Source organism: Poseidonibacter lekithochrous, assembly GCF_018861145.1.
Classification (GTDB): domain Bacteria; phylum Campylobacterota; class Campylobacteria; order Campylobacterales; family Arcobacteraceae; genus Poseidonibacter; species Poseidonibacter lekithochrous_A.
On record NZ_JAHKQT010000023.1, the window covers coordinates 398,753 to 417,672 of the forward strand.

General features: G+C 27.9%; 23 protein-coding genes. 7 read left to right on the top strand and 16 right to left on the bottom strand.

The features are described from left to right. Positions 1-36 precede the first annotated feature (36 nt). The 12 genes from KO488_RS10200 to KO488_RS10255 form a co-directional block, all read right to left on the bottom strand. Positions 37-1,884: a primosomal protein N' gene (locus KO488_RS10200; protein ID WP_216058694.1), complete on the bottom strand. Its 1,848-nt coding sequence runs from the start codon at positions 1,882-1,884 to the stop codon at positions 37-39. Beyond that, positions 1,884-2,318, bottom strand: a complete 435-nt coding sequence (locus KO488_RS10205; RefSeq protein WP_216058695.1) for a type II secretion system protein — start codon at positions 2,316-2,318, stop codon at positions 1,884-1,886. Before KO488_RS10205 ends, KO488_RS10200 begins: the two co-directional genes overlap by 1 nt. Beyond that, positions 2,318-2,527, bottom strand: a complete 210-nt coding sequence (locus tag KO488_RS10210) for a hypothetical protein (RefSeq protein WP_216058775.1) — start codon at positions 2,525-2,527, stop codon at positions 2,318-2,320. Before KO488_RS10210 ends, KO488_RS10205 begins: the two co-directional genes overlap by 1 nt. Continuing rightward, positions 2,520-2,720 carry a cell division protein ZapB gene (gene zapB / locus KO488_RS10215; RefSeq protein WP_216058696.1) on the bottom strand — a complete coding sequence of 67 codons (201 nt, stop codon included), beginning with the start codon at positions 2,718-2,720 and terminating at the stop codon, positions 2,520-2,522. Before zapB ends, KO488_RS10210 begins: the two co-directional genes overlap by 8 nt. Before the next feature lie 55 nt (positions 2,721-2,775). Then, positions 2,776-3,183, bottom strand: coding sequence for a TerB family tellurite resistance protein (locus tag KO488_RS10220; protein WP_216058697.1), 408 nt, complete (start codon positions 3,181-3,183; stop codon positions 2,776-2,778). Between the two features lie 80 nt (positions 3,184-3,263). Further along, positions 3,264-3,899 (bottom strand): MarC family protein, encoded by a 636-nt coding sequence (locus KO488_RS10225; RefSeq protein WP_216058698.1) that lies wholly within the window; start codon positions 3,897-3,899, stop codon positions 3,264-3,266. Then, positions 3,900-4,556 (bottom strand): MarC family protein, encoded by a 657-nt coding sequence (locus tag KO488_RS10230; RefSeq protein WP_216058699.1) that lies wholly within the window; start codon positions 4,554-4,556, stop codon positions 3,900-3,902. 70 nt (positions 4,557-4,626) lie between these two features. Next, entirely contained in the window at positions 4,627-5,322 is a 696-nt protein-coding gene (locus KO488_RS10235) for an ABC transporter ATP-binding protein (protein WP_216058700.1), read from the bottom strand. After that, positions 5,315-6,082 carry an ABC transporter ATP-binding protein gene (locus tag KO488_RS10240; RefSeq protein ID WP_216058701.1) on the bottom strand — a complete coding sequence of 256 codons (768 nt, stop codon included), beginning with the start codon at positions 6,080-6,082 and terminating at the stop codon, positions 5,315-5,317. Before KO488_RS10240 ends, KO488_RS10235 begins: the two co-directional genes overlap by 8 nt. Further along, positions 6,079-7,119: a branched-chain amino acid ABC transporter permease gene (locus tag KO488_RS10245; protein WP_216058702.1), complete on the bottom strand. Its 1,041-nt coding sequence runs from the start codon at positions 7,117-7,119 to the stop codon at positions 6,079-6,081. The genes KO488_RS10240 and KO488_RS10245 overlap by 4 nt, the downstream gene beginning before the upstream one ends. Positions 7,120-7,121: 2 nt before the next feature. Then, complete coding sequence (locus tag KO488_RS10250) at positions 7,122-8,018, bottom strand: branched-chain amino acid ABC transporter permease (RefSeq protein WP_216058703.1); 897 nt, start codon at positions 8,016-8,018, stop codon at positions 7,122-7,124. Positions 8,019-8,140: 122 nt separating this feature from the next. After that, positions 8,141-9,256 carry an ABC transporter substrate-binding protein gene (locus KO488_RS10255; RefSeq protein ID WP_216058704.1) on the bottom strand — a complete coding sequence of 372 codons (1,116 nt, stop codon included), beginning with the start codon at positions 9,254-9,256 and terminating at the stop codon, positions 8,141-8,143. Between the two features lie 225 nt (positions 9,257-9,481). Between KO488_RS10255 and msrA the strand changes: the two genes are divergently transcribed. Together msrA and KO488_RS10265 are read left to right on the top strand one after the other, a co-directional pair. Continuing rightward, positions 9,482-10,072: a peptide-methionine (S)-S-oxide reductase MsrA gene (msrA, locus tag KO488_RS10260; protein ID WP_216058705.1), complete on the top strand. Its 591-nt coding sequence runs from the start codon at positions 9,482-9,484 to the stop codon at positions 10,070-10,072. A gap of 43 nt (positions 10,073-10,115) precedes the next feature. Beyond that, entirely contained in the window at positions 10,116-11,261 is a 1,146-nt protein-coding gene (locus tag KO488_RS10265) for an MFS transporter (RefSeq protein WP_266099297.1), read from the top strand. A 27-nt stretch (positions 11,262-11,288) separates the two neighbouring features. Here KO488_RS10265 and KO488_RS10270 read toward each other — a convergent pair whose 3' ends face one another. Further along, positions 11,289-12,155, bottom strand: a complete 867-nt coding sequence (locus KO488_RS10270) for a universal stress protein (RefSeq protein WP_216058707.1) — start codon at positions 12,153-12,155, stop codon at positions 11,289-11,291. An 86-nt stretch (positions 12,156-12,241) separates the two neighbouring features. After that, positions 12,242-13,648 (bottom strand): chloride channel protein, encoded by a 1,407-nt coding sequence (locus tag KO488_RS10275; protein WP_216058708.1) that lies wholly within the window; start codon positions 13,646-13,648, stop codon positions 12,242-12,244. Between the two features lie 162 nt (positions 13,649-13,810). Here KO488_RS10275 and KO488_RS10280 point away from each other — a divergent pair, with 162 nt between their 5' ends. The 3 genes from KO488_RS10280 (at position 13,811) to KO488_RS10290 (ending at position 14,960) form a co-directional block, all read left to right on the top strand. Next, positions 13,811-14,008 (top strand): DUF2892 domain-containing protein, encoded by a 198-nt coding sequence (locus KO488_RS10280; protein ID WP_216058709.1) that lies wholly within the window; start codon positions 13,811-13,813, stop codon positions 14,006-14,008. Positions 14,009-14,185: 177 nt separating this feature from the next. Continuing rightward, a complete protein-coding gene (locus tag KO488_RS10285; RefSeq protein ID WP_216058710.1) occupies positions 14,186-14,482 on the top strand; it encodes a DUF3817 domain-containing protein in 297 nt (98 codons plus the stop codon). 4 nt (positions 14,483-14,486) lie between these two features. Then, positions 14,487-14,960, top strand: a complete 474-nt coding sequence (locus tag KO488_RS10290) for a DUF420 domain-containing protein (RefSeq protein WP_216058711.1) — start codon at positions 14,487-14,489, stop codon at positions 14,958-14,960. A gap of 26 nt (positions 14,961-14,986) precedes the next feature. On the opposite strand, the gene KO488_RS10295 is transcribed toward KO488_RS10290, so the two are convergent. After that, positions 14,987-16,456, bottom strand: a complete 1,470-nt coding sequence (locus tag KO488_RS10295; protein ID WP_216058712.1) for a potassium/proton antiporter — start codon at positions 16,454-16,456, stop codon at positions 14,987-14,989. A gap of 155 nt (positions 16,457-16,611) precedes the next feature. Continuing rightward, positions 16,612-17,481, bottom strand: coding sequence for an AraC family transcriptional regulator (locus KO488_RS10300; RefSeq protein ID WP_216058713.1), 870 nt, complete (start codon positions 17,479-17,481; stop codon positions 16,612-16,614). 117 nt (positions 17,482-17,598) lie between these two features. Between KO488_RS10300 and KO488_RS10305 the strand changes: the two genes are divergently transcribed. Both KO488_RS10305 and KO488_RS10310 read left to right on the top strand, forming a co-directional pair. Continuing rightward, positions 17,599-17,769 carry a hypothetical protein gene (locus tag KO488_RS10305; protein WP_216058714.1) on the top strand — a complete coding sequence of 57 codons (171 nt, stop codon included), beginning with the start codon at positions 17,599-17,601 and terminating at the stop codon, positions 17,767-17,769. Positions 17,770-17,891: 122 nt separating this feature from the next. Further along, on the top strand, positions 17,892-18,899 hold the full coding sequence (locus tag KO488_RS10310) for a zinc-binding alcohol dehydrogenase family protein (protein ID WP_216058715.1): 1,008 nt from the start codon (positions 17,892-17,894) through the stop codon (positions 18,897-18,899). The last annotated feature ends 21 nt before the right edge of the window (positions 18,900-18,920 follow it).

Genomic DNA, 18,920 nt, shown 5'->3' on the forward strand with positions numbered 1-18,920 from the left:
GACCCTATTTTCAAATATCAACATAATCTTGTTACCTTAGTAAATTGTATCCATATCAATAGAAGCCATAGTTGAAGTTATAGAATGAAGTGAAGTAAGTAAGGCTTTTACATTTGAAGATCGCAAGATTATTTCATATCTGTATTTATTTGCCATTTTAAAAATAGGAGATTGCCCAAAACCAACTACTTCTATGTCTTTGTTTTGTTTTAATTTTTTTACATAAAAATCAAGTTCATCTTTTACTTTTAAACCATTTGTATGTGCAAATATTACTTTTGCCATTTTTAAATATGGTGGATATAAATCTTCTCTAAATTCTAGTTCTGTTTCTAGAAATTCTTCATAATTTGATTCATTTAAATAGTAGTTGAAAAATTCTTCATTTTTTGTCTGAATTATAACTTCCCCCTCACCTTTTCTTCCACTTCGTCCTGAAATTTGAATAAGCAGTGATAAAGCTCTTTCTCTTGCTTTATACGAGTTCATATTAAGTAAAGAATCAATTCCTAAAACAACTGCTAATTTAACATTGTGATAATCATGACCTTTTGAAAGCATTTGTGTTCCAACTAAAATATCAATTTCACCTTTATTAAACTCATTTAATATTGTTTTTAATTGTGTATTTGTTTTTACCTTATCTCTATCAAATCTTTTGATTACTTTATCTTTAAAGATTTCATTTAGCTCTTCTTCAATTTGTGCAGTTCCAACTCTTAAGTTATGAATAACTCCAGTTTTACAAGTTGGACAAAACTCAGGGATTTTTTCTGTATAACCACAATAATGACACTTTAATGCTAAGTCATTTTTATGTAAACTCATAGAAACCGAGCAATAAGGACACTCAACTGACTTTCCACAAGATGTACATATTTGATACTTAAAGTTTGCCCTTGTTGGCAAAAATACAATCACTTGATTCTTTGACTCCAAAGTTTTTGAAATTTGATTTAAAATAGGAATAGACAAACTTGAATCACTATCATCAAACTTATACTTTTTACTAGTATCATGATAAGTTTGAGTAAGTCTTATAAATGGTACTTTATGAAAAGAAGACGTCGAAACTGTCGCACTTCCAAGTACTAGTTGAATATCAAATTTCTTTGCAATATAAATAGCTAAATCTTTAGTATTAAATCTAGGTTTTGAATCACTTTTATATGATTCATCATGCTCTTCATCTACAACAATTACACCAAGGTTTTTATATGGTAAGAAAAGTGCAGATCTTGCCCCTGCTATTAGTTTTATACTTCCTTCTTGCAAACCTTGAAGTATTTCTAGTTTTTTCTTTTTTGTGATTTTTGAATGCCAAATAGCAACACTTTTATCAAAAACTTTTTCTAATCTTTTTTGCATTTGAGGAGTTAGAGAGATTTCAGGCATTAATAAAATTGCTTGTTTATTTTCGTTTAGATGATTTTCTATAATCTTTATATAAATCTCTGTTTTTCCTGAACCTGTATTTGCAAAAAGTAGTGCTTGTTTTTTCTTATTTAAAAAGGCATAAGCTTTTGTTTGTTCACTTGAAAGTTCAATATTACAATCAAAAGAATATTTGTCATCTTTATCTTTAAATTCTTTATTAAAAGGGATATAGACACTTAAAGCTTCACCAAGTGAGCAAACATAGTACTGAGATACAAACTTTGCTGTTTCAAGCATTTGCTTATCATAGTATTCTTCAGTAATCTCTTCTATCCTAACACACTTAAATTCTGGCTTTTCAACTTTTTGTATAACAACTGCATCATTTAAAACTTTTCGTCTTTGCAATTTTACTAATACTTTTGAACCTATTTTTATTTCTTCTTCGCTTTGGTATGTAAGATTATTTAAAGGAGATTTTAATAGTGCTACTTCATAATAAAACATTATTCAATTTCCTTACATATTTCAAAACTGCTTTTACATATAAAATTGTTATCTTCCAAAGAAAATAATACTTTTTTACTTGAACTTAATAAATATTCATAAGAAGATTGTGAAGTTTTTATCCATTTACCAATTTCATTTATACTTGAAGTTGTTGAAACTATTGAAAATTCTATTACATTGTTAAATAAAGATTCATTATTTTTCTCAACTATTGCTGAATCTAAACTAGTGATATCAGAAGACTGTGCTAATAATATTTGATTAGTTTTAAACTTATTAATTCCATTTCTAATAAGTGCAATATTTGACTTAAGTTCTGTGATTTTTGAAGTACTTGTTATCATATCAAATTTTGGAATTGCAAATGTTAATATTATTGAAATTGTTGCAATTACAATTAACAATTCTAATAGGCTAAAAGATTTGTGCATTAAAATCTTGCTAATTTTGTTGTAATCTGGTCTACATCATCTTTAAATGTTGAATATTCTTGAGTTATCCTAATATAAGCAGCTAATAAATCTTTTGTATCATTACTTTTTTCTAAATCTAAATATTTTGTAAGTTCTTTTTCCATGTTAGGAGTTACGTTAATAGTATATGCCATATTATTAATATGGAAAGTAATATCTTTATTCACCTTTTTGTGCCTTTATTAGATTCAGTGTACTATCTATTCTTAGAAACATATCCTGATTATTTCTTGCTAATTCATCATTATCATTTTGTAAAGAATCAAGTTCTTGTTTCAATGACTGATTTTCTAGCTTTAATCTTTCATAATCATGTAATAGTTTATCAATTTTTGTATTTAATGTTTCTATTATTTCCATAAGCGCATTCTACCTAAATTTTCCTAGTAAAAAAATTTAAATAATAGTTATTTCGCTAATTTACTTCATTTATAAAAATATTTGCTACTTGGTACAACATTGCAACTGATTTTCCCCATTGAGAATAATCATCTATATCTTTACTATCAAAGCCAAATTTTTCTGTTATTTTGTTAATTAAATCTTTTTCATTAACATGAAAATCATTGTCAATATGAATTAATATCATTAGTTCTAAAAGAATTATTCTTTGACTTCTTTGTGATTTATAATTGTTTAAATTCTCTTCTAAACAAAAGGAATCAATATCAAATGAATCAACATTTTCAATTCCCATTTCAGTACAATAAGATAGAATTACTTCTTCTTCTCTATGACCACAAGTGCTATCAATTCTAGCCAAGTAATGTGCTAATTGTAAAAATGAAAATTTTTCTCTTGCTTCTAATTGCATTAGTAACATATATTAAATCCTAATTTATATTTATATTATTTAGTATATTATATTCATAAAAAGTTAATCAATAATAAACTATTATTTTATTATGCCCAACCTGGAAATAATTTAATCAATCCACTTGCCATAAATTCTACAGCAATAGCTGCTAATATTAATCCCATAATTCTTGAAATTACATTTATTCCAATTAAACCAAGTTTTTCTGATAGATAAGCTGCTGCTCTTAAAAAAATAAATATATTAAGAATAAGAATTGAAACAATTATACTCATAATTACTAAATGACCAATTCCACTTGAATTATTTGAAAAGACAATAACTGTAGAAATTGCACCTGGCCCCATAATAAGGGGAATAGCCAAAGGAATAATTGCTAAATCTCTATTTGATACTTTTGCTTCGGCTAACTCTTCTGGAGTTTGTTTAGCACCTGGAATTTTTGCATTAATCATATTAATAGCAAGACTTAAAAGTAAAATCCCACCTGCAACTCTAAATGCAGGAATTCCAATATTAAAAAAACCTAAAATATATGAACCCAACCAAACAGAACATAAAGCTACAAGTAAACCTGCAATTGAAGCATTTTTTGCTAATTGTTGTTTTTCAAGTTTTGATTTTCCTGCCGTTAAATTTACAAAAATAGGCATAACTGAAAAAGGTCCCATAATTGCAAAAACTCCAAAAAATATTTTTATATAATCTTCTATTTCTAGCATCTAAAAACTTTTAATACTTAAAATTGGGAAAACTACAAGTAATCCAGAAATAATAAACTCAATAGAAATAGAAGCTAAAATAAGTCCCATAACTCTTGAAATAACATTTATACCAGTAATTCCAAGTTTCTTAGTAATATAAGTTGAGCCTCTTAATGATAAAAAGATTATTATTGAAATTAAAAAGATTATTATACTCATATAAAAAAGATGTATTAAAGTCTTTTCTTGTTGAGAATAAATTATAATTGTAGAAATTGCTCCAGGCCCAGCAATCAAAGGAATAGCAAGTGGAACTACTGCAATTTCACTAATATTTGTACTTTTTTCATGAGCTTCTTCAAGTTCTTCTTTAGTACTTTTTGCATTTGGTGTTTTAGCATTTAACATATTTATTGCCATTAAAAGAAGTAAAATACCTCCCGCAATTTTAAATGAAGATATAGATATACCAAAAAATATTAAAATATATTCACCAATCCATACAGAAATAAGTCCTGTAATTCCTGCAGCTATTGAAGCTGTTTTAGCAGTTTGATTTTTTTGTTGAATAGTTGTATTTGAAGTAAGTGATACAAAAATTGGAATAGCTGCAAAGGGTGAGAAAATTGTCACAATACCTATAGCTATTTGGATATAATCAGCAAATGATAACACGAAAAAACCTTTTATTTATTTTTTCGTATTATATCAGATAATTTTCTATTTATTTCTTTTTTAATTAGTTTTATGCACCTAAGTATTTAGCTCTAATTTCATCAGATTTTACAAGTTCATTTCCTGGTCCTTCAAGTGCAACTACACCATTTTCAAGAACATAAGCATAATCAGATATTTCTAAAGCAGCAAAGGCATTTTGTTCTACTAATAAAATAGTAATCCCTTCATCTTTTAATCTAACTATTGTTTCAAATAGCTCTCCAATAATTTTAGGAGCTAGGCCTAAAGAAGGTTCATCAAGCATTAAAAGTTTTGGGCTTGACATCAAAGCTCTTGCAATTGCTAGCATTTGTTGTTCCCCTCCACTCATAGTTCCTGCTAATTGACCTTTTTTAGAAACAAGTCTTGGAAATAGTCTAAACATCTCTTCTTGAAGTTCTTCGTACTTATCATCATTATTAAATGCACCCATTCTAAGGTTTTCTTCAATAGTAAGATTTTGAAAACATCTTCGTCCTTCGGGAACTAAGGCAATGTCATTTTGAATAATAGTATGAGTTTTCATTGAAGAAATATCTTCATTTCTAAATGTAATTTCACCATTTTTTTTAACATCATTTACAATAGATTGTAAAGTTGAAGTTTTTCCTGCACCATTTGAACCAATTAAAGAAACTATTTGTCCTTCCTTTACTTCGAAATTTACGTTTTTAACACCTTTTATAAGTCCGTAAAACACTTCTAAATTTTTAACTTTAAGCATGTTTGAAATCTCCAAGATAAGCTTTTATTACTTCTTCATCTTTAATCGCGTCTTTAATATCACCTTCAAAAATAGTTTTACCATAATCTAAAACCATAACTCTATCACATAGTTTATTTACAAATTTCATATCATGTTCAATTAATAAAATTGTAATATCAAACTCATCTCTAATCTTAAAGAATAACTCAGCTAACTCATGTGTTTCTTGTGGATTCATACCAGCTGCTGGTTCATCTAAAAGTAAAAGCTGTGGACTTGCAGCTAATGCTCGTGCAATTTCAACTTTTCTTTGCTGTCCATAAGAAAGTGAAGTGGCCTGCTCATCTGCATATTGAGCAATATCTAAAACCTCCATGATCTCCATAGCTCTTTTTCGAACTCTACTTTCTTCTTTGAAAAATCTAGGAAGTCTAAAAATAGCTTCAAAATAAGTATAAGTTGCTTGATAATCAAAACCAATTAAAACATTGTCCATTACAGTCATTGAATTAAATAGTCTAATATTTTGGAAGGTTCTAGCTATTCCTCTATGCACAATTTTAAAAGGTTTAATACCATTTATTTTTTGCCCATGAAACTTTATATCACCTTCCGTTGGTTCATAATTTCCAGTGATGATGTTAAACATTGTAGTTTTTCCAGCACCATTTGGACCAATTAATCCGTAAATCTCTTTTGCTTGAACGCTAAAAGAAGTATCTTTGATGGCTGTTACACCACCAAATTTTTTAGTTACATTACAAACTTCTAAAATCATTTATCAGCCTTTTTCTTTTTGAAGAAATCTTTTAGTTCTTTTTTACCAACTAAACCTTCTCTTGCAAAAAGCATTACAAAAATTAAAATAAGTGAGAATACAACCATTCTCATACCAGGTGTTCCATCAGTTTCAATTCCCATAAAGCTCATAGGTTCATCTAGGAATCTCATATATTCTAATCCTGCCATTACAAAAATAGTTCCTATAATCGCTCCTGTTGTACTTCCTAAACCACCTAATACAATAATAATTAGTAATTGGAATGTTAAGAAGAATGTAAATAAATCTGGACTAATACTTGTTAATAAAGAAGCTAATAATCCTCCTCCAACACCTTCAAAGAAAGCTGAAGTTGTAAACGCATAAGTTTTAATTTTAAATGTATTAACACCCATTGCAGTTGCTGCATCTTCATCATCTCTAACTGCTTTCATAGCCCGACCATATTTAGAATAAATGATATTTAAGATAGCAAGTACAGTAAAAATAGCAATTCCACCTGTCCAATAAAGATTAGAATATTCTGGAATATCATTTATACCTAAAGAACCATTTGTAATTTGAGGATTATTAATAGCTAAAATCTTAATAATAAAACCAAAACCTAAAGTTACAATTGCAAGATAATCTCCTCTTACTCTAAATACAGGAAAAGATAAAGATAATGCAACAAGTGCTGAAATAATACCTGCAAATAATAGTGCCCAAGCAAACTCTGTTTGCATAGCTAAAATCCAAGCTGATGGATCTTCAATATCATATTGATAAAGCATTGTATCTGCATCTACAATTAATATAGCCGTAACATAAGCACCAATTGCAACAAATCCATTTGGTTCAAGTGAAAACTGACCAGTAATACCATTAATAAGATTATAAGAAACGGCTAGGATTATAAAAATTGCAACGTTGTTTATAATTCTAATTGTATATTCATCAAATGTATTTTGAGCAAACCATGTAAACCAAATAGCAGTTACAATAATAGCTAGGTTAATTAACCTTTGGTTAGTAAATATTTTATCTTCAATCATAATTAGAACCTACTCTTCTCAAGGTCTTCACCCATAATTCCAGTTGGTTTAAAAATTAATACAAAAATTAATAAAATAAATGCGAAAGCATCTTTATAACCACCAAGTTCTGGCCAAAACGCAATAAATACAACTTCAGTAAATCCAATAATAAACCCACCAATAACAGCACCAGTTACAGAGCCAATACCACCAACAACAGCAGCAGCAAAAGCTTTAAGTCCTACTAAAACTCCCATCATTGGTTCAACACTAGGATAATTAATAGCCCAAAATAAGCCACCAACTGCAGCAAGTGCAGATCCTAGAGCAAATACAATAGCAATAATTCTATTTCCATCAATACCCATTAAGTTTACAGTTTTAATATCAAAAGAAAGTGCTCGAATAGCCATTCCATATTTTGTTCTATATAATACAAACAAAATTCCAAGTAATAAAATTAAAGTTACAATTGGAACTGTAATAGATGCAACTGAAAAAACTACACCTGAAACATCAAATATTTTTTCCATATATTCAGGAACAGGAAAAGATCTTGGAGTTCCACCTGCAAATACTGTAAATGTATTTTCTAAAAAGAAAGAGATACCAATTGCCGTAATAAGTAATGAAATTTTTGGAGCTTCTCTTAAAGGTTTATAAGCGATTTTATCCATTAGAACACCAAGTAATGCGGCTATTGTAACTGATAACATCATAGTTACAGGGAAGCTTAAATCAAATACTGCCATAAATGTATAACCTAAAAAGGCACCTACCATCATAATATCACCATGGGCGAAGTTAATAAGCCTAAGCACTCCATATACCATAGTATATCCGATTGCAATAAGGGCATACATACTACCCAAACTAAAACCGTTTACCATCTGTTGCATAAACGTTAATATATCCATTAAATCTCCTGATTTTTTAAAACTGTCAATATTCACACTAATAAAAGTAGCTTTTTTACTTTTATTAATACAAAAAAAAAGTCTAGTAAACTTTTACTAGACTTTTTAAATTTACTTATAAACTACGGGTTAACTGTCGCTTTAAATCCAGCTTTACCATTTCTAATTTCTTTAATAACTGCAGATCTAGTTGCGTTACCTTCTTGATTAATAGAAATTTTTCCTGAAACACCATCAAAATCAGTTGTTTTTTTAATTTGTTCATTAATACAAATTGAATTTGTAGGGTCTTCACATCTATTCATTGCATCAATTAAGATATTATATGTGTCTGCACCTAATGCTGTGAATGAATTCATTTCTTTATTTCCAGTTTCTTTTTCATGGAAAGTTACGAAATCAGCAGAAGTTTTTGATGGAGGATTAGTAGAATCAAAGAAATCTGTAAACATATATCCTTCAACAGAATCTCCACCTAAATCAATAAATGTTTGGTTAGCAACACCATCTCCACTAAACATTGGTTTATTTAAACCTAATTGTTTAGATTGTCTTGTAATCATTGAAGCTTCTGGATGGTATAAAGGTAAAAACATGAAGTCTGGATTAATTTGTTTAATCTGAGAAACTACTGCTTTAAAGTCTTTATCACCTGAAGTTACTTTAATTTTCTTAACAATTTTTCCACCTTTAGCTGTAAAAGCTTTTTGGAATGCTTTAGAAAGTCCTAAAGAATAAACTTGTGCTTGATCAATAATAACAACTGCTGTTTTATATCCAGATTCAATTGCATAGTTTGCAACAACTTCACCTTGGAAACTATCAGTAAAACAAACTCTATTTGCAAATGTCCTTCTAGCTGTTAATTTATCATTTGTAGCAACAGAAGCAATTACTGGAACTTTTTTCTTATCTGCAATCGCGATTGTTTGAGCTGTATTTGTAGATGTTAATGCACCTAAAATAGCAACAACTTTATCAGAAGAGATTAATCTAGTTGTAGCATTTGCCGTTTCAACTTTATCACCTTTATTATCTAATAATACAATTTTAATTGTATCACCATTTTTAAGTGTTGGTTGTTGCTTATGAGCTAATTCTAAACCTAAGTGTGTAACTTGACCATAAGCTGCTAATGGTCCAGACATTGGCATAACTGCACCTACTTTAATCTCTTTTGCCGCTACTACACTGCATGTTAATGCAGAAGCAAGAGCTAAACTTAATATTTTTTTCATTGATTCTCCTTTTATTCGAAATTACGATAACATAATATTATGTAAAAATTATGTAAAAACAGCTTATTTCTATATATAATATACACAAAAGTTACAAATATAATTCAAAAAGCAATTATTTACATGTATTTTTATCTATTTTATCATAGATTCTTTCTTTAATGCATTTTTTAGTAAACAGAAACTACACAATATTTTATTATTATTAGAGATAAAGGATAAGATATGAACAAATATATAATAATCGTAGTTGTTGGCTTATTAGCCTTTATCTCTACAAATTTTTCTAAAGAAATTGTAGTACCTAAAGATAAAAATATTGATTATACAAATACTAAAAAAGCATATTTTGCAGGTGGTTGTTTTTGGGGTGTTGAACATTTACTTGAAAAACAAAAAGGTGTGAAAGATGTAATCAGCGGATATATGGGTGGAACTGTTAAAAACCCCAGTTATTACGGTGTAGTAAAAGGAGATACAGGACATGTTGAAACTGTAGAAGTTATATATAATCCTGAAGAAATATCATATGAGAATTTAACAAAACTATTTTTTGAAATACATGACCCAACTCAAAAAGATGGTCAAGGTCCAGATATTGGAAGTCAGTATCTATCTGTAGTATTTTATGGAGATGAGAAGGAAAAGAAAATAACTGAAAACTTGATAAAAATTCTTGAAACAAAAGGTTATGATGTAGCAACTACACTTAAACCTCACTCACCTTTTTATGCAGCAGAAGGGTATCATCAAAATTATTATCTAAGAACTGGCAAAACTCCATATTGTCATGTTTATAAAAAAATCTTTGACTAATTTTTAGTCAAAGATTTAAACAATACTTCTATATACTTCCTAAATGACAAATATAAAAAAACTTACAATTTTTACCCTTTTGCTTCTAGCAATGACTACTAGTATGTCAAACGTAGCAATAGTAACAGCTTTACCTCATCTAAAAGAACATTTTACAAATATAGCAAATATTGAATTCTATTCACGTCTTATGCTTACTCTTCCTTCACTTGTAATTGCACTTTTAGCTCCAATACTTGGTCATATAATATTTAAGTATGGAAAAAAGAAATCTGTTGTTATTGCACTTGTTATTTTTTCTATTTCAGGAAGTGCTGGTCTGTATTTACAAACACTAGAAATGCTTCTTTTTTCACGTGCTATTTTTGGTATAGCAGTTGCGACTTTAATGATTGTGTCAACTTCACTTATAGGAGATTATTTTAAAGCTGAGTATAGACATAAATTTATGGGATACCAAAGTGCTTTTATGGCTTTAGGTGGAGTTGTCTTTGTAATAGGAGGGGGAGTTTTATCAGATATTAACTGGCGTTACTCTTTTGGTATTTATTTAATTGGATTTATTCTTCTACCTTTTGTGTTAACTCAAATCAAAGAAGTTATAGTAAATGATAATAATAGTGAGGAAATAGAAGTTGATTCTAATATGTACTTTATATATTTTCTCGCATTCTTTTATATGCTAATCTTTTTTATTTTGCCAACGCAAATACCTTTCTTACTTATAGAGAAATTTCAAGCAAGTGGTAGTTTTGCAGGAACGATTATAGCCCTTGCTTTTGTATCTAATGCTCTTGGCGCTATTACCTTTGCTAAGATAAAGAATAGATTTTCTTACTCTAATATATATTTAATTGGATTATTTATCATTGCTATTGGCTTTACAGGAGTTGGTCTTGTAAACCATTCATATTTATTTTATATAACAAGTCCAATTTTAGGTTTTGGTGGTGGTATTATGATGACTAATATAACTGCATGGATGTTAAGTAAGACTAGTATTAAAAAAAGAGTCAAAACATCTGGATATTTTACCTCAGCTATTTTCTTCGGTCAATTTAGTTCACCTATAGTATTTCATCCACTTGTTTCCTACCTTGGAGTTCAAAGCTTCTTTTTTACTATAGGTATATTTTTATTTGTAATTATTAGCTTTATATTAGTATATATGAAAGTTATCAAATCATAAACTAAATAGTAAAGAAGCAGATTTTTATTATGCTTCTTTTGGTACGTAAATTAAAACATCATTTGTAACATTTTCCATCATATATAATGAAGTTGAACCATAAAGGAATGAACCTGCATTCTTAACACCATTTGAACCAAGAACAACAAGGTCTTTATTTTCATCTTTTGCTTTTTCTAGTAATACTTGACTTACACCATGATGTACTTCAATAAGTTCACTATCTGTAATTTCATTTTCTTTAGCAAACTCTTCAAATCTCTCTTTTGCTTTTATAACTATATCTTCTTGAATTTCATCTTTATGCTCAAGTGAGTTATGGAAAGTTAAGACAAAGTCATTTAACTGTTTATATGCATGAATTACTTTTATGCTACTTTTATCAAAAAACTCTTTTGTGAAGTTAATACTTTTTACTGAAATAGGTGATAAATCTGTAAATGCTAAAATACTATCATAATCTTTTTCATAATTGTTTTTTACTATTAATACAGGTAATTTTGTATTTTGTATAGTTCTAATTGCTGTTGAACCAAATACTTTTGTTTTAAAGTTATCAACACTATTTACACCTATTATTATAAGTTCAGGATTAGTGTCTTTTACTGTATCAATAATTAAACTTGATGGTGATTCAATTTTCACTACAATTGCATATTCTATATCATTAATTTGAAGAGTTGTAATTATCTCTTCAATATTTGTTTTAGCCTTTGCTATTAATTCTTCATTGTTTGAATTAGAGAAGTATTTATCAAATAAACCTTTATCAATTGCATGAACAATTGTTAGTTTCGCATTTTTTTGTTTTGTTAATTGAAATGCTCTTTTTAAAACTTCTGTACTAAATTTTGAAAAATCAATACCTACTACAATATTTTTCTTGATACTCATAACTTCCTCCGATATTTGTATTATATAATTAAAGTTATTATAACACAATCATCGTTAGTAATTGTTTAGGGAAATATTAAAAATAATTATGTTTCTTTTTTATCTTTTTCTTTATGAACTCTTATATGTGTTATTTTATTTTTAGCTCTAAGTCTTTGTTTTAACTCTTTAAATTTTTGCTTATCTTGTTCTCTTACATTAATAGAAGAGTGGTCTATATCCTCACCCATACTAATATCTAACATCTCACTTTTTTTCATACTTAATATTTGAGAAGGGAAAACACTTCTATGCCCTGTAATTAAAAATGTAATTACAACTGATATTGCTGCATAAGGTGCAATTTCTAAACCAAATAACTCAACAGCCATAATAATAGCTGCTATTGGGGCATTTGTAGCACCTGCTAATAAACTAACAAATCCAATTGCTGAAAAGAAAGCAATATGATCTCCCATTAAAGTACCAAATAAATTACCACTAGTTGCACCAACAAAAAATAAAGGTGTTAAAACTCCCCCACTTCCACCAGCTGCAAGAGTTACTGAAGTATATATAGTTTTTAATATAAATGCATACCAAGGAATATCCGCTGATAAGCTTTTATCAGAAAAGAAACTATTATTAACAGTCTCTAATCCTAAACCAAAATAAGCATCACCTACAATAAAAGATAAAGCAACTAAAAAAGTTCCTCCAAGAAAAGCCTTTAAATAGCCATTCATTTTAATTGATTTAATTGATGATTCTGATTTTTTTAAAAATGTAATAAAAAAATCTGCAATAATTCCAAAAAATAGTCCAGCTAGTACAACCTGTCCTATTAAAGTAAGTTCAAGTGGAATAGCTTGTGAGAATCTCATATCAAAGTATGTATAGTTTAAACCTAAAAATTGAGCAGTTGTGAAAGCAGCAAATCCTGCAATAAAAGAAGGAAGTAAAACATCATACATAATAATACCTACAATTAGAACCTCAACTCCAAATATTGCACCTGAAATTGGTGTTCCAAATACAGCAGCGAATCCAGCACTTATTCCACAAATTACAATTTTTTTTCTATGCTCTTTTGAAAACTTAAATAAATCAGCTATAAAAGATGCAGCTCCCGCACCTATTTGTGCAGCAGGACCTTCTTTACCAGCTGAACCACCTGCAAAAATAGTAATAACTGTTGCTATTAGTTTTATAGGAATTACTAAAATATCAATTTTTCCATGTCTTTTGTGAATTGCTTCTATTACCTTTTCTGTTCCATGCCCTTTTGCATTTGGTGCAAAGGTTTTAGTAAGCCATACTGTAAAAACTAAAGCAAAGGGAAGTAAGTAGTAGTATTTAAATCCAAGTAAATCTCTTGAATCTTCTGCGTACTCTAAAGTATTTACAAAAAAAGTTACGATACAACCTATTATTATACCTATTACAGTTGATATTATTAGCCATTTGCTTACGGAGAAAAAGATGATTGATTGTTCAAGAAAGTGTTTTTTCATAAATATACTTTTAATGTTTTTAGATTATTGAGTATAGTATATAAAAACTTAAGCCGTAAGATAAAGATGTATAATTAATGGCAAAATTCAAAAGTTTAAAACAAGTTAAGTTTATATAAGATATAATTATAATATTTAAATATTAAATAATAAGGAAAACTTATGAATATCTTTGAAAAAATGAGAGCTTTTTGTAGACCATTAAGAATTATATTAGGTCTTGTATTAATTGCTATTGGTTTATATACTGGTAATCCATGGTTTTATTTAGGAATAATTCCTTTAATAGCTGGTGTTGCAAACTTTTGTCCTGCCTGCATGATTTCAAAACAATGTGACTTAAATAAAAAAGAAGATTAATTCTTCTTTTTTAAAATAAATAAGTTTTTGCCATATCTGCAAGTATATATAATACTAAAAGGGCAAAAATAATTTTACTCATATCCATATTAACTCTTTTTTTTAATTTATACTATATTATATCTTTTCATTAATCATTTTTTAATATAATCATTTTTTATTTACAAAAGGAATCAAATGTTAAACACATCATTTTCAAGATTTAGACTTATTTCACTTATTGAAGGTCTTTCATATTTAATACTAGTATTTATTGCAATGCCAATGAAATACTTAGCAGACAACCCTTATTTAGTAAAAGTAGTAGGTATGGCACATGGTGTGCTGTTTATACTATTTTGTATTGCACTATTCAATGTTATGTTTAAGTGCAAATGGAATAAAGGTTTAGGTTTACAGTTATTTGTATATTCTCTTATACCTTTTGGTTTTATTCTAATTGAAAAAGCAATAAAAAACCAAAACAAAGATTAAGTTTTTGTTTTCACAAATAGGTTTTTTAGGAACAAGAGCTCCTATGTATATGGATTTAGTTACAATTTATTTTGCACTACTTCCATTTCTTCTAGCTTTTAGTATTTATTATGCAATTAAAAAGAATTATAAAAAACATTTTTCTTCTCAAGCAGTTCTTTTATTTGTAACACTTTTAGTTGTTATTATATTTGAAATTGGAATTAGAGTTTCTGGTGGATTTATAGAGTATTCAAAAGATACAAATATTTCATATAATTTTATGTTAGTATTTTTAATTATTCATATCATTATTGCAATTGCATCTATTTCAGGATGGTTATATCTTTTTATTACTTCTTTTAAAGCATATAAAAAAGACAAGTTTAAAACTATACAAAGTACAAAGCATAAAAGAATAGGAAAAGCTATTTTTCTTTCTTTAACAATTAGCTCATATATGGGTGTTTGTATTTATTTATTTTTATTTATTTTCTAGTCAAGCCAATAAAATTGGCTTGCTTTTTAAAGAGCTTCATCTTCTGGTTTAAATTTCTTTAGTATCTTTTTATATTTTCTATCACTATTACATTGAATTAATAGCATATCATTTTCTTCTAAAAGAGTAGATCCTGTTGGTTTTATATAATCTTTGTCTTTTTTTATCAAAAGAATTAAAAAATCTGCTGGTAAATCAAGTTCAATAATACTCAATCCTATCACTTTAGACTTTGGTTCAATATAAAACTGTTTTAATGTATGATAAAAAAGTGGTGAAGCTACTAGTTTTTCTGATTTTACATCTTTCTTTTTTGATTCAACTTTTAACCATTTTGCCATTAAAGGAAGTGTTGTACCTTGAATTAAAATTGAAAATAATACAATAAAAAATACAATATTAAAAATCAAGTTTGATTTCTCAAATCCTTGTAAATAAGGATAGGTTGCTAAAATAATAGGAACAGCTCCTCTTAAACCAACCCAAGAAATAAAAGCCCTTTCTTTAAAAGTAAAAGAGCTAAACATTGTACTTAAAAACACTCCAGCAGGACGAGCAACGAACATTAACCAAAAAGCAATAGATAAACCTGTTAATGCCACATCAGGAAGTGCTGAGGGAAAAACTAAAAGTCCTAAAGCTAAGAAAACTGTAATTTGCATAATCCATGATAATCCATCATGAAAACCAATAAGGTTCTTTTTATGAACAAACTCTTTTGTATTTGCAACAATTCCTGCTATATAAACAGCTAAAAAACCATTCCCTTCAAGTAATACAGAAGAAGAGAATAAAAGTAAAACCCATCCTATTGTAAATACTGGATAAAGACCATAAAAATTTAAATGTATTCTATTTAATATTATTGGTAATAAATATCCAAATAAATATCCTAAAACTCCACCTATAAAAAATTGTAAGAAAAACTTGAAAATCCACTCAGCAGGTGTCGAACTCTCGGGTAACATTAACACTTGTAAAATAGCAACTGTTAAAAAAATCGCCATAGGATCATTACTTCCTGATTCAAGCTCTAAAAGTGGAGAAAGTCTCTTTTTTAAAGAAATACCTTTTGCTCTTAATATTGCAAAAACAGCAGCTGCATCGGTTGAAGAAATAATTGCACCTAATAATAAAGATTCTAAAAAAGTAAAATCAAGTAAATAATATACACATAAAGCTACAAAAAAAGTTGTTAAAATTACTCCAAGTGTTGCCAAAATCAAACCATCTTTTAAAACAGGCTTAATAGCTTTCCAAGTAGTATCTAAACCACCTCCAAATAATATAAAAATAAGTGCTAAAGTTCCAATATTTTGGGCTAGTTCAACATCATCAAAATATATTCCTAAAACCCCATCAGAACCAGCTAGCATTCCTAATCCTAGGAAAATAAATAAAGAAGGTATTCCAAATGTATTTGATAATTTACTAGATACAACACTAAGAAGTAATAAAAAAGATGTAATTAGTAAATAAAATTCTATACTTTCCATAGAAGTCCCCCTTTTCATAAGTAATAATTTTTTTGCATTATACTTAAAATTTGTTAACAAAAGAGTAACAAGCCCTAGTAAAAACTATACTATATACATTTTATAAAACCTTCAAATTAACTATGTATTAATAAATATACATTAGATAATAAAAATTAGACAACACGTATTGGAACATAAAAGTCTAAAATAAACGTTTCATTCTCTTCTAAATAATGATTTTGATGGTATATCGCATAGGAAGGAAGAGTTATAGCTTCATATCCACTATTTGGCATCCAGTATTGATAAATATAAGTCATTAGTTTACAAATATCTCCATATTTACCTTCATAGAAAAAAACTGCACATAAAGATTCAAGAACTTCAAATTTACTTATAGAATTAGTTGGTACAAAATCTGGGCTTACTTCTAAAGCTGCAATATAATTACACTCTTCATAGGGAATAATAATTGTACTGTCATGATAAAGCCCAATTTGAGTATTGTCATTTAGTCCACTTTGATATGCAAATGCTAAAAGTCTTTGCCAAATTTTTGAAAGAGCGACTCCATCATACCCCTTATATCTAATATATGCACATGTTTTTTTAGGAATTACTTTTATCTTTGGTTCTAATCCATGAAAGCTTTCTAAAAAGTTCTCTTCTAAATCTAATTTATCTTTAGTAAAATTTTTAAAAGATCCTTTTCTCCATTGACTTGGTGTATATGTAAATCGTTTTTTAAAGGCTTTAATAAATGAAGTATGAGAGGCATATCCACAAGAGTTAGCAATTTGGGTAACAGTTGAATAATTATTAGTAATAAGAAGGTTAGCTGCTTTTTGTAATCTTATAGAAGTTATTCTATCAAATAAGTTTTCGCCAGTTTCTTCTTTAAAAATACGGTGAAAATGAAACTTACTAACACTATTTAACTTTGCTAATTCTTCAAGATTTATATTTGTATCAATATATTTATAAATATAGTTTAGTGATTTGTTTACAATATCTGCTCGTATATGTTTTGTGTCTTTTTTCATATCTTACTATAACATAAGATAGGATTAATAGCAATATAAGATAATAATTTTGAAATTTAAGATAGAGAATTAATTATTCTTATTGACTATACTTATAAAAAAACTTAAGGGGAATATATGACAAAAAAAATTTCAGTAGATAATACTTTTGTAGGATTTGAATTATTACCAGCGAAACCATCGTTTAATAATATAGAAATTTATCATCCTTTTGCTAGTTTAGCAAGCATATATTTTTTAAATAAAGATTTAGATATTACTTATTTAAAATCTGGTTCAATAACGTAAAAATTTAGCCGATGAATTAAAAGCATTTTTTAAAGAATCAAGACAAAAAATAATTCAAGATTTTTTAATTTATAAAAAACATGGAATAATTTACTTATAAAAAACAAAATAAAAGGAAATAAATGAAAGCAATAGGATTTAAAACATCACAAGAAATTGAGAACAAAGAGAGTTTAATTGAATTTAATATACAAAAACCAAAAGCAAAAGATTTTGATATAGTTATAAAAGTAAGTGCAGTATCAATGAACCCTGTTGATACAAAAGTTAGAGCAAATGCGGCAAAAGATATTATTCTTGATGAACCCAAAATACTTGGATATGATGCAGTTGGTATTGTTGATGAGATTGGAGAACATATCACAAATTTTAAAATAGGTGATAGAGTTTTTTATGCAGGAGATGTTTCAAAAAATGGTTCAAATTCGCAGTTTCAACTAATTGATTCAAGAATAGTAGCCCTAGCTCCTACTTCTTTAAAAGATGATGAAGCAGCGGCATTGCCTCTTACTTCATTAACTGCGTGGGAAGCAATGTTTGATAGAATGAACATAAATAAAAATGATAAAAAAACAATTCTAATCATTGGTGGTGCTGGTGGTGTTGGTTCTATTGCTACACAAATTGCAAAAGAGAGCACTAACTTAACTGTAATTGCAACAGCATCAAGAGAAGAAACAATTTCTTGGTGTAAAAAAATGGGTGCAGATTATGTAGTAAATCATAAGGATTTAGTAAATTCAGTGAAAAATACAGGTTTTGAAACTGTTGATTATATTTTTAATGTAGCAAATACTGAAATTCATTGGGATGCCATGGCAGAACTTATTGCTCCACAAGGAAAAATCTGTTCAATTGTAGATGCAGAAATACCTGTTGATATAAATAAATTAAAATCAAAATCAGTAACTTTTATCTGGGAATTTATGTTTACAAGACCAATGTTTAATACAAATGATATTGAAAAACAAGGTGAAATATTAAGTGAAATTGCTACATTAGTTGATGGTGGTAAAATAAAAACAACATTATCAAAAACTTTTCAGGGATTTAATGTAGAAAATATAAAAGATGCTCATAAACTAAGTGAATCAGGAAAAGCTATAGGTAAAATTGCAATACAATTTTAAAAATAAAGTGGGTTTATACTC

Coding starts and splice junctions, on each gene's coding strand:
- KO488_RS10200 (WP_216058694.1), bottom strand. CDS start 1,884: ATGTTTTATTATGAAGTAGCACTATTAAAATCTCCTTTAAATAATCTT.
- KO488_RS10205 (WP_216058695.1), bottom strand. CDS start 2,318: ATGCACAAATCTTTTAGCCTATTAGAATTGTTAATTGTAATTGCAACA.
- zapB (WP_216058696.1), bottom strand. CDS start 2,720: ATGGAAATAATAGAAACATTAAATACAAAAATTGATAAACTATTACAT.
- KO488_RS10220 (WP_216058697.1), bottom strand. CDS start 3,183: ATGTTACTAATGCAATTAGAAGCAAGAGAAAAATTTTCATTTTTACAA.
- KO488_RS10225 (WP_216058698.1), bottom strand. CDS start 3,899: ATGCTAGAAATAGAAGATTATATAAAAATATTTTTTGGAGTTTTTGCA.
- KO488_RS10235 (WP_216058700.1), bottom strand. CDS start 5,322: ATGCTTAAAGTTAAAAATTTAGAAGTGTTTTACGGACTTATAAAAGGT.
- KO488_RS10240 (WP_216058701.1), bottom strand. CDS start 6,082: ATGATTTTAGAAGTTTGTAATGTAACTAAAAAATTTGGTGGTGTAACA.
- KO488_RS10245 (WP_216058702.1), bottom strand. CDS start 7,119: ATGATTGAAGATAAAATATTTACTAACCAAAGGTTAATTAACCTAGCT.
- KO488_RS10250 (WP_216058703.1), bottom strand. CDS start 8,018: ATGGATATATTAACGTTTATGCAACAGATGGTAAACGGTTTTAGTTTG.
- KO488_RS10255 (WP_216058704.1), bottom strand. CDS start 9,256: ATGAAAAAAATATTAAGTTTAGCTCTTGCTTCTGCATTAACATGCAGT.
- msrA (WP_216058705.1), top strand. CDS start 9,482: ATGAACAAATATATAATAATCGTAGTTGTTGGCTTATTAGCCTTTATC.
- KO488_RS10265 (WP_266099297.1), top strand. CDS start 10,116: ATGACAAATATAAAAAAACTTACAATTTTTACCCTTTTGCTTCTAGCA.
- KO488_RS10270 (WP_216058707.1), bottom strand. CDS start 12,155: ATGAGTATCAAGAAAAATATTGTAGTAGGTATTGATTTTTCAAAATTT.
- KO488_RS10275 (WP_216058708.1), bottom strand. CDS start 13,648: ATGAAAAAACACTTTCTTGAACAATCAATCATCTTTTTCTCCGTAAGC.
- KO488_RS10280 (WP_216058709.1), top strand. CDS start 13,811: ATGAATATCTTTGAAAAAATGAGAGCTTTTTGTAGACCATTAAGAATT.
- KO488_RS10285 (WP_216058710.1), top strand. CDS start 14,186: ATGTTAAACACATCATTTTCAAGATTTAGACTTATTTCACTTATTGAA.
- KO488_RS10295 (WP_216058712.1), bottom strand. CDS start 16,456: ATGGAAAGTATAGAATTTTATTTACTAATTACATCTTTTTTATTACTT.
- KO488_RS10300 (WP_216058713.1), bottom strand. CDS start 17,481: ATGAAAAAAGACACAAAACATATACGAGCAGATATTGTAAACAAATCA.
- KO488_RS10305 (WP_216058714.1), top strand. CDS start 17,599: ATGACAAAAAAAATTTCAGTAGATAATACTTTTGTAGGATTTGAATTA.
- KO488_RS10310 (WP_216058715.1), top strand. CDS start 17,892: ATGAAAGCAATAGGATTTAAAACATCACAAGAAATTGAGAACAAAGAG.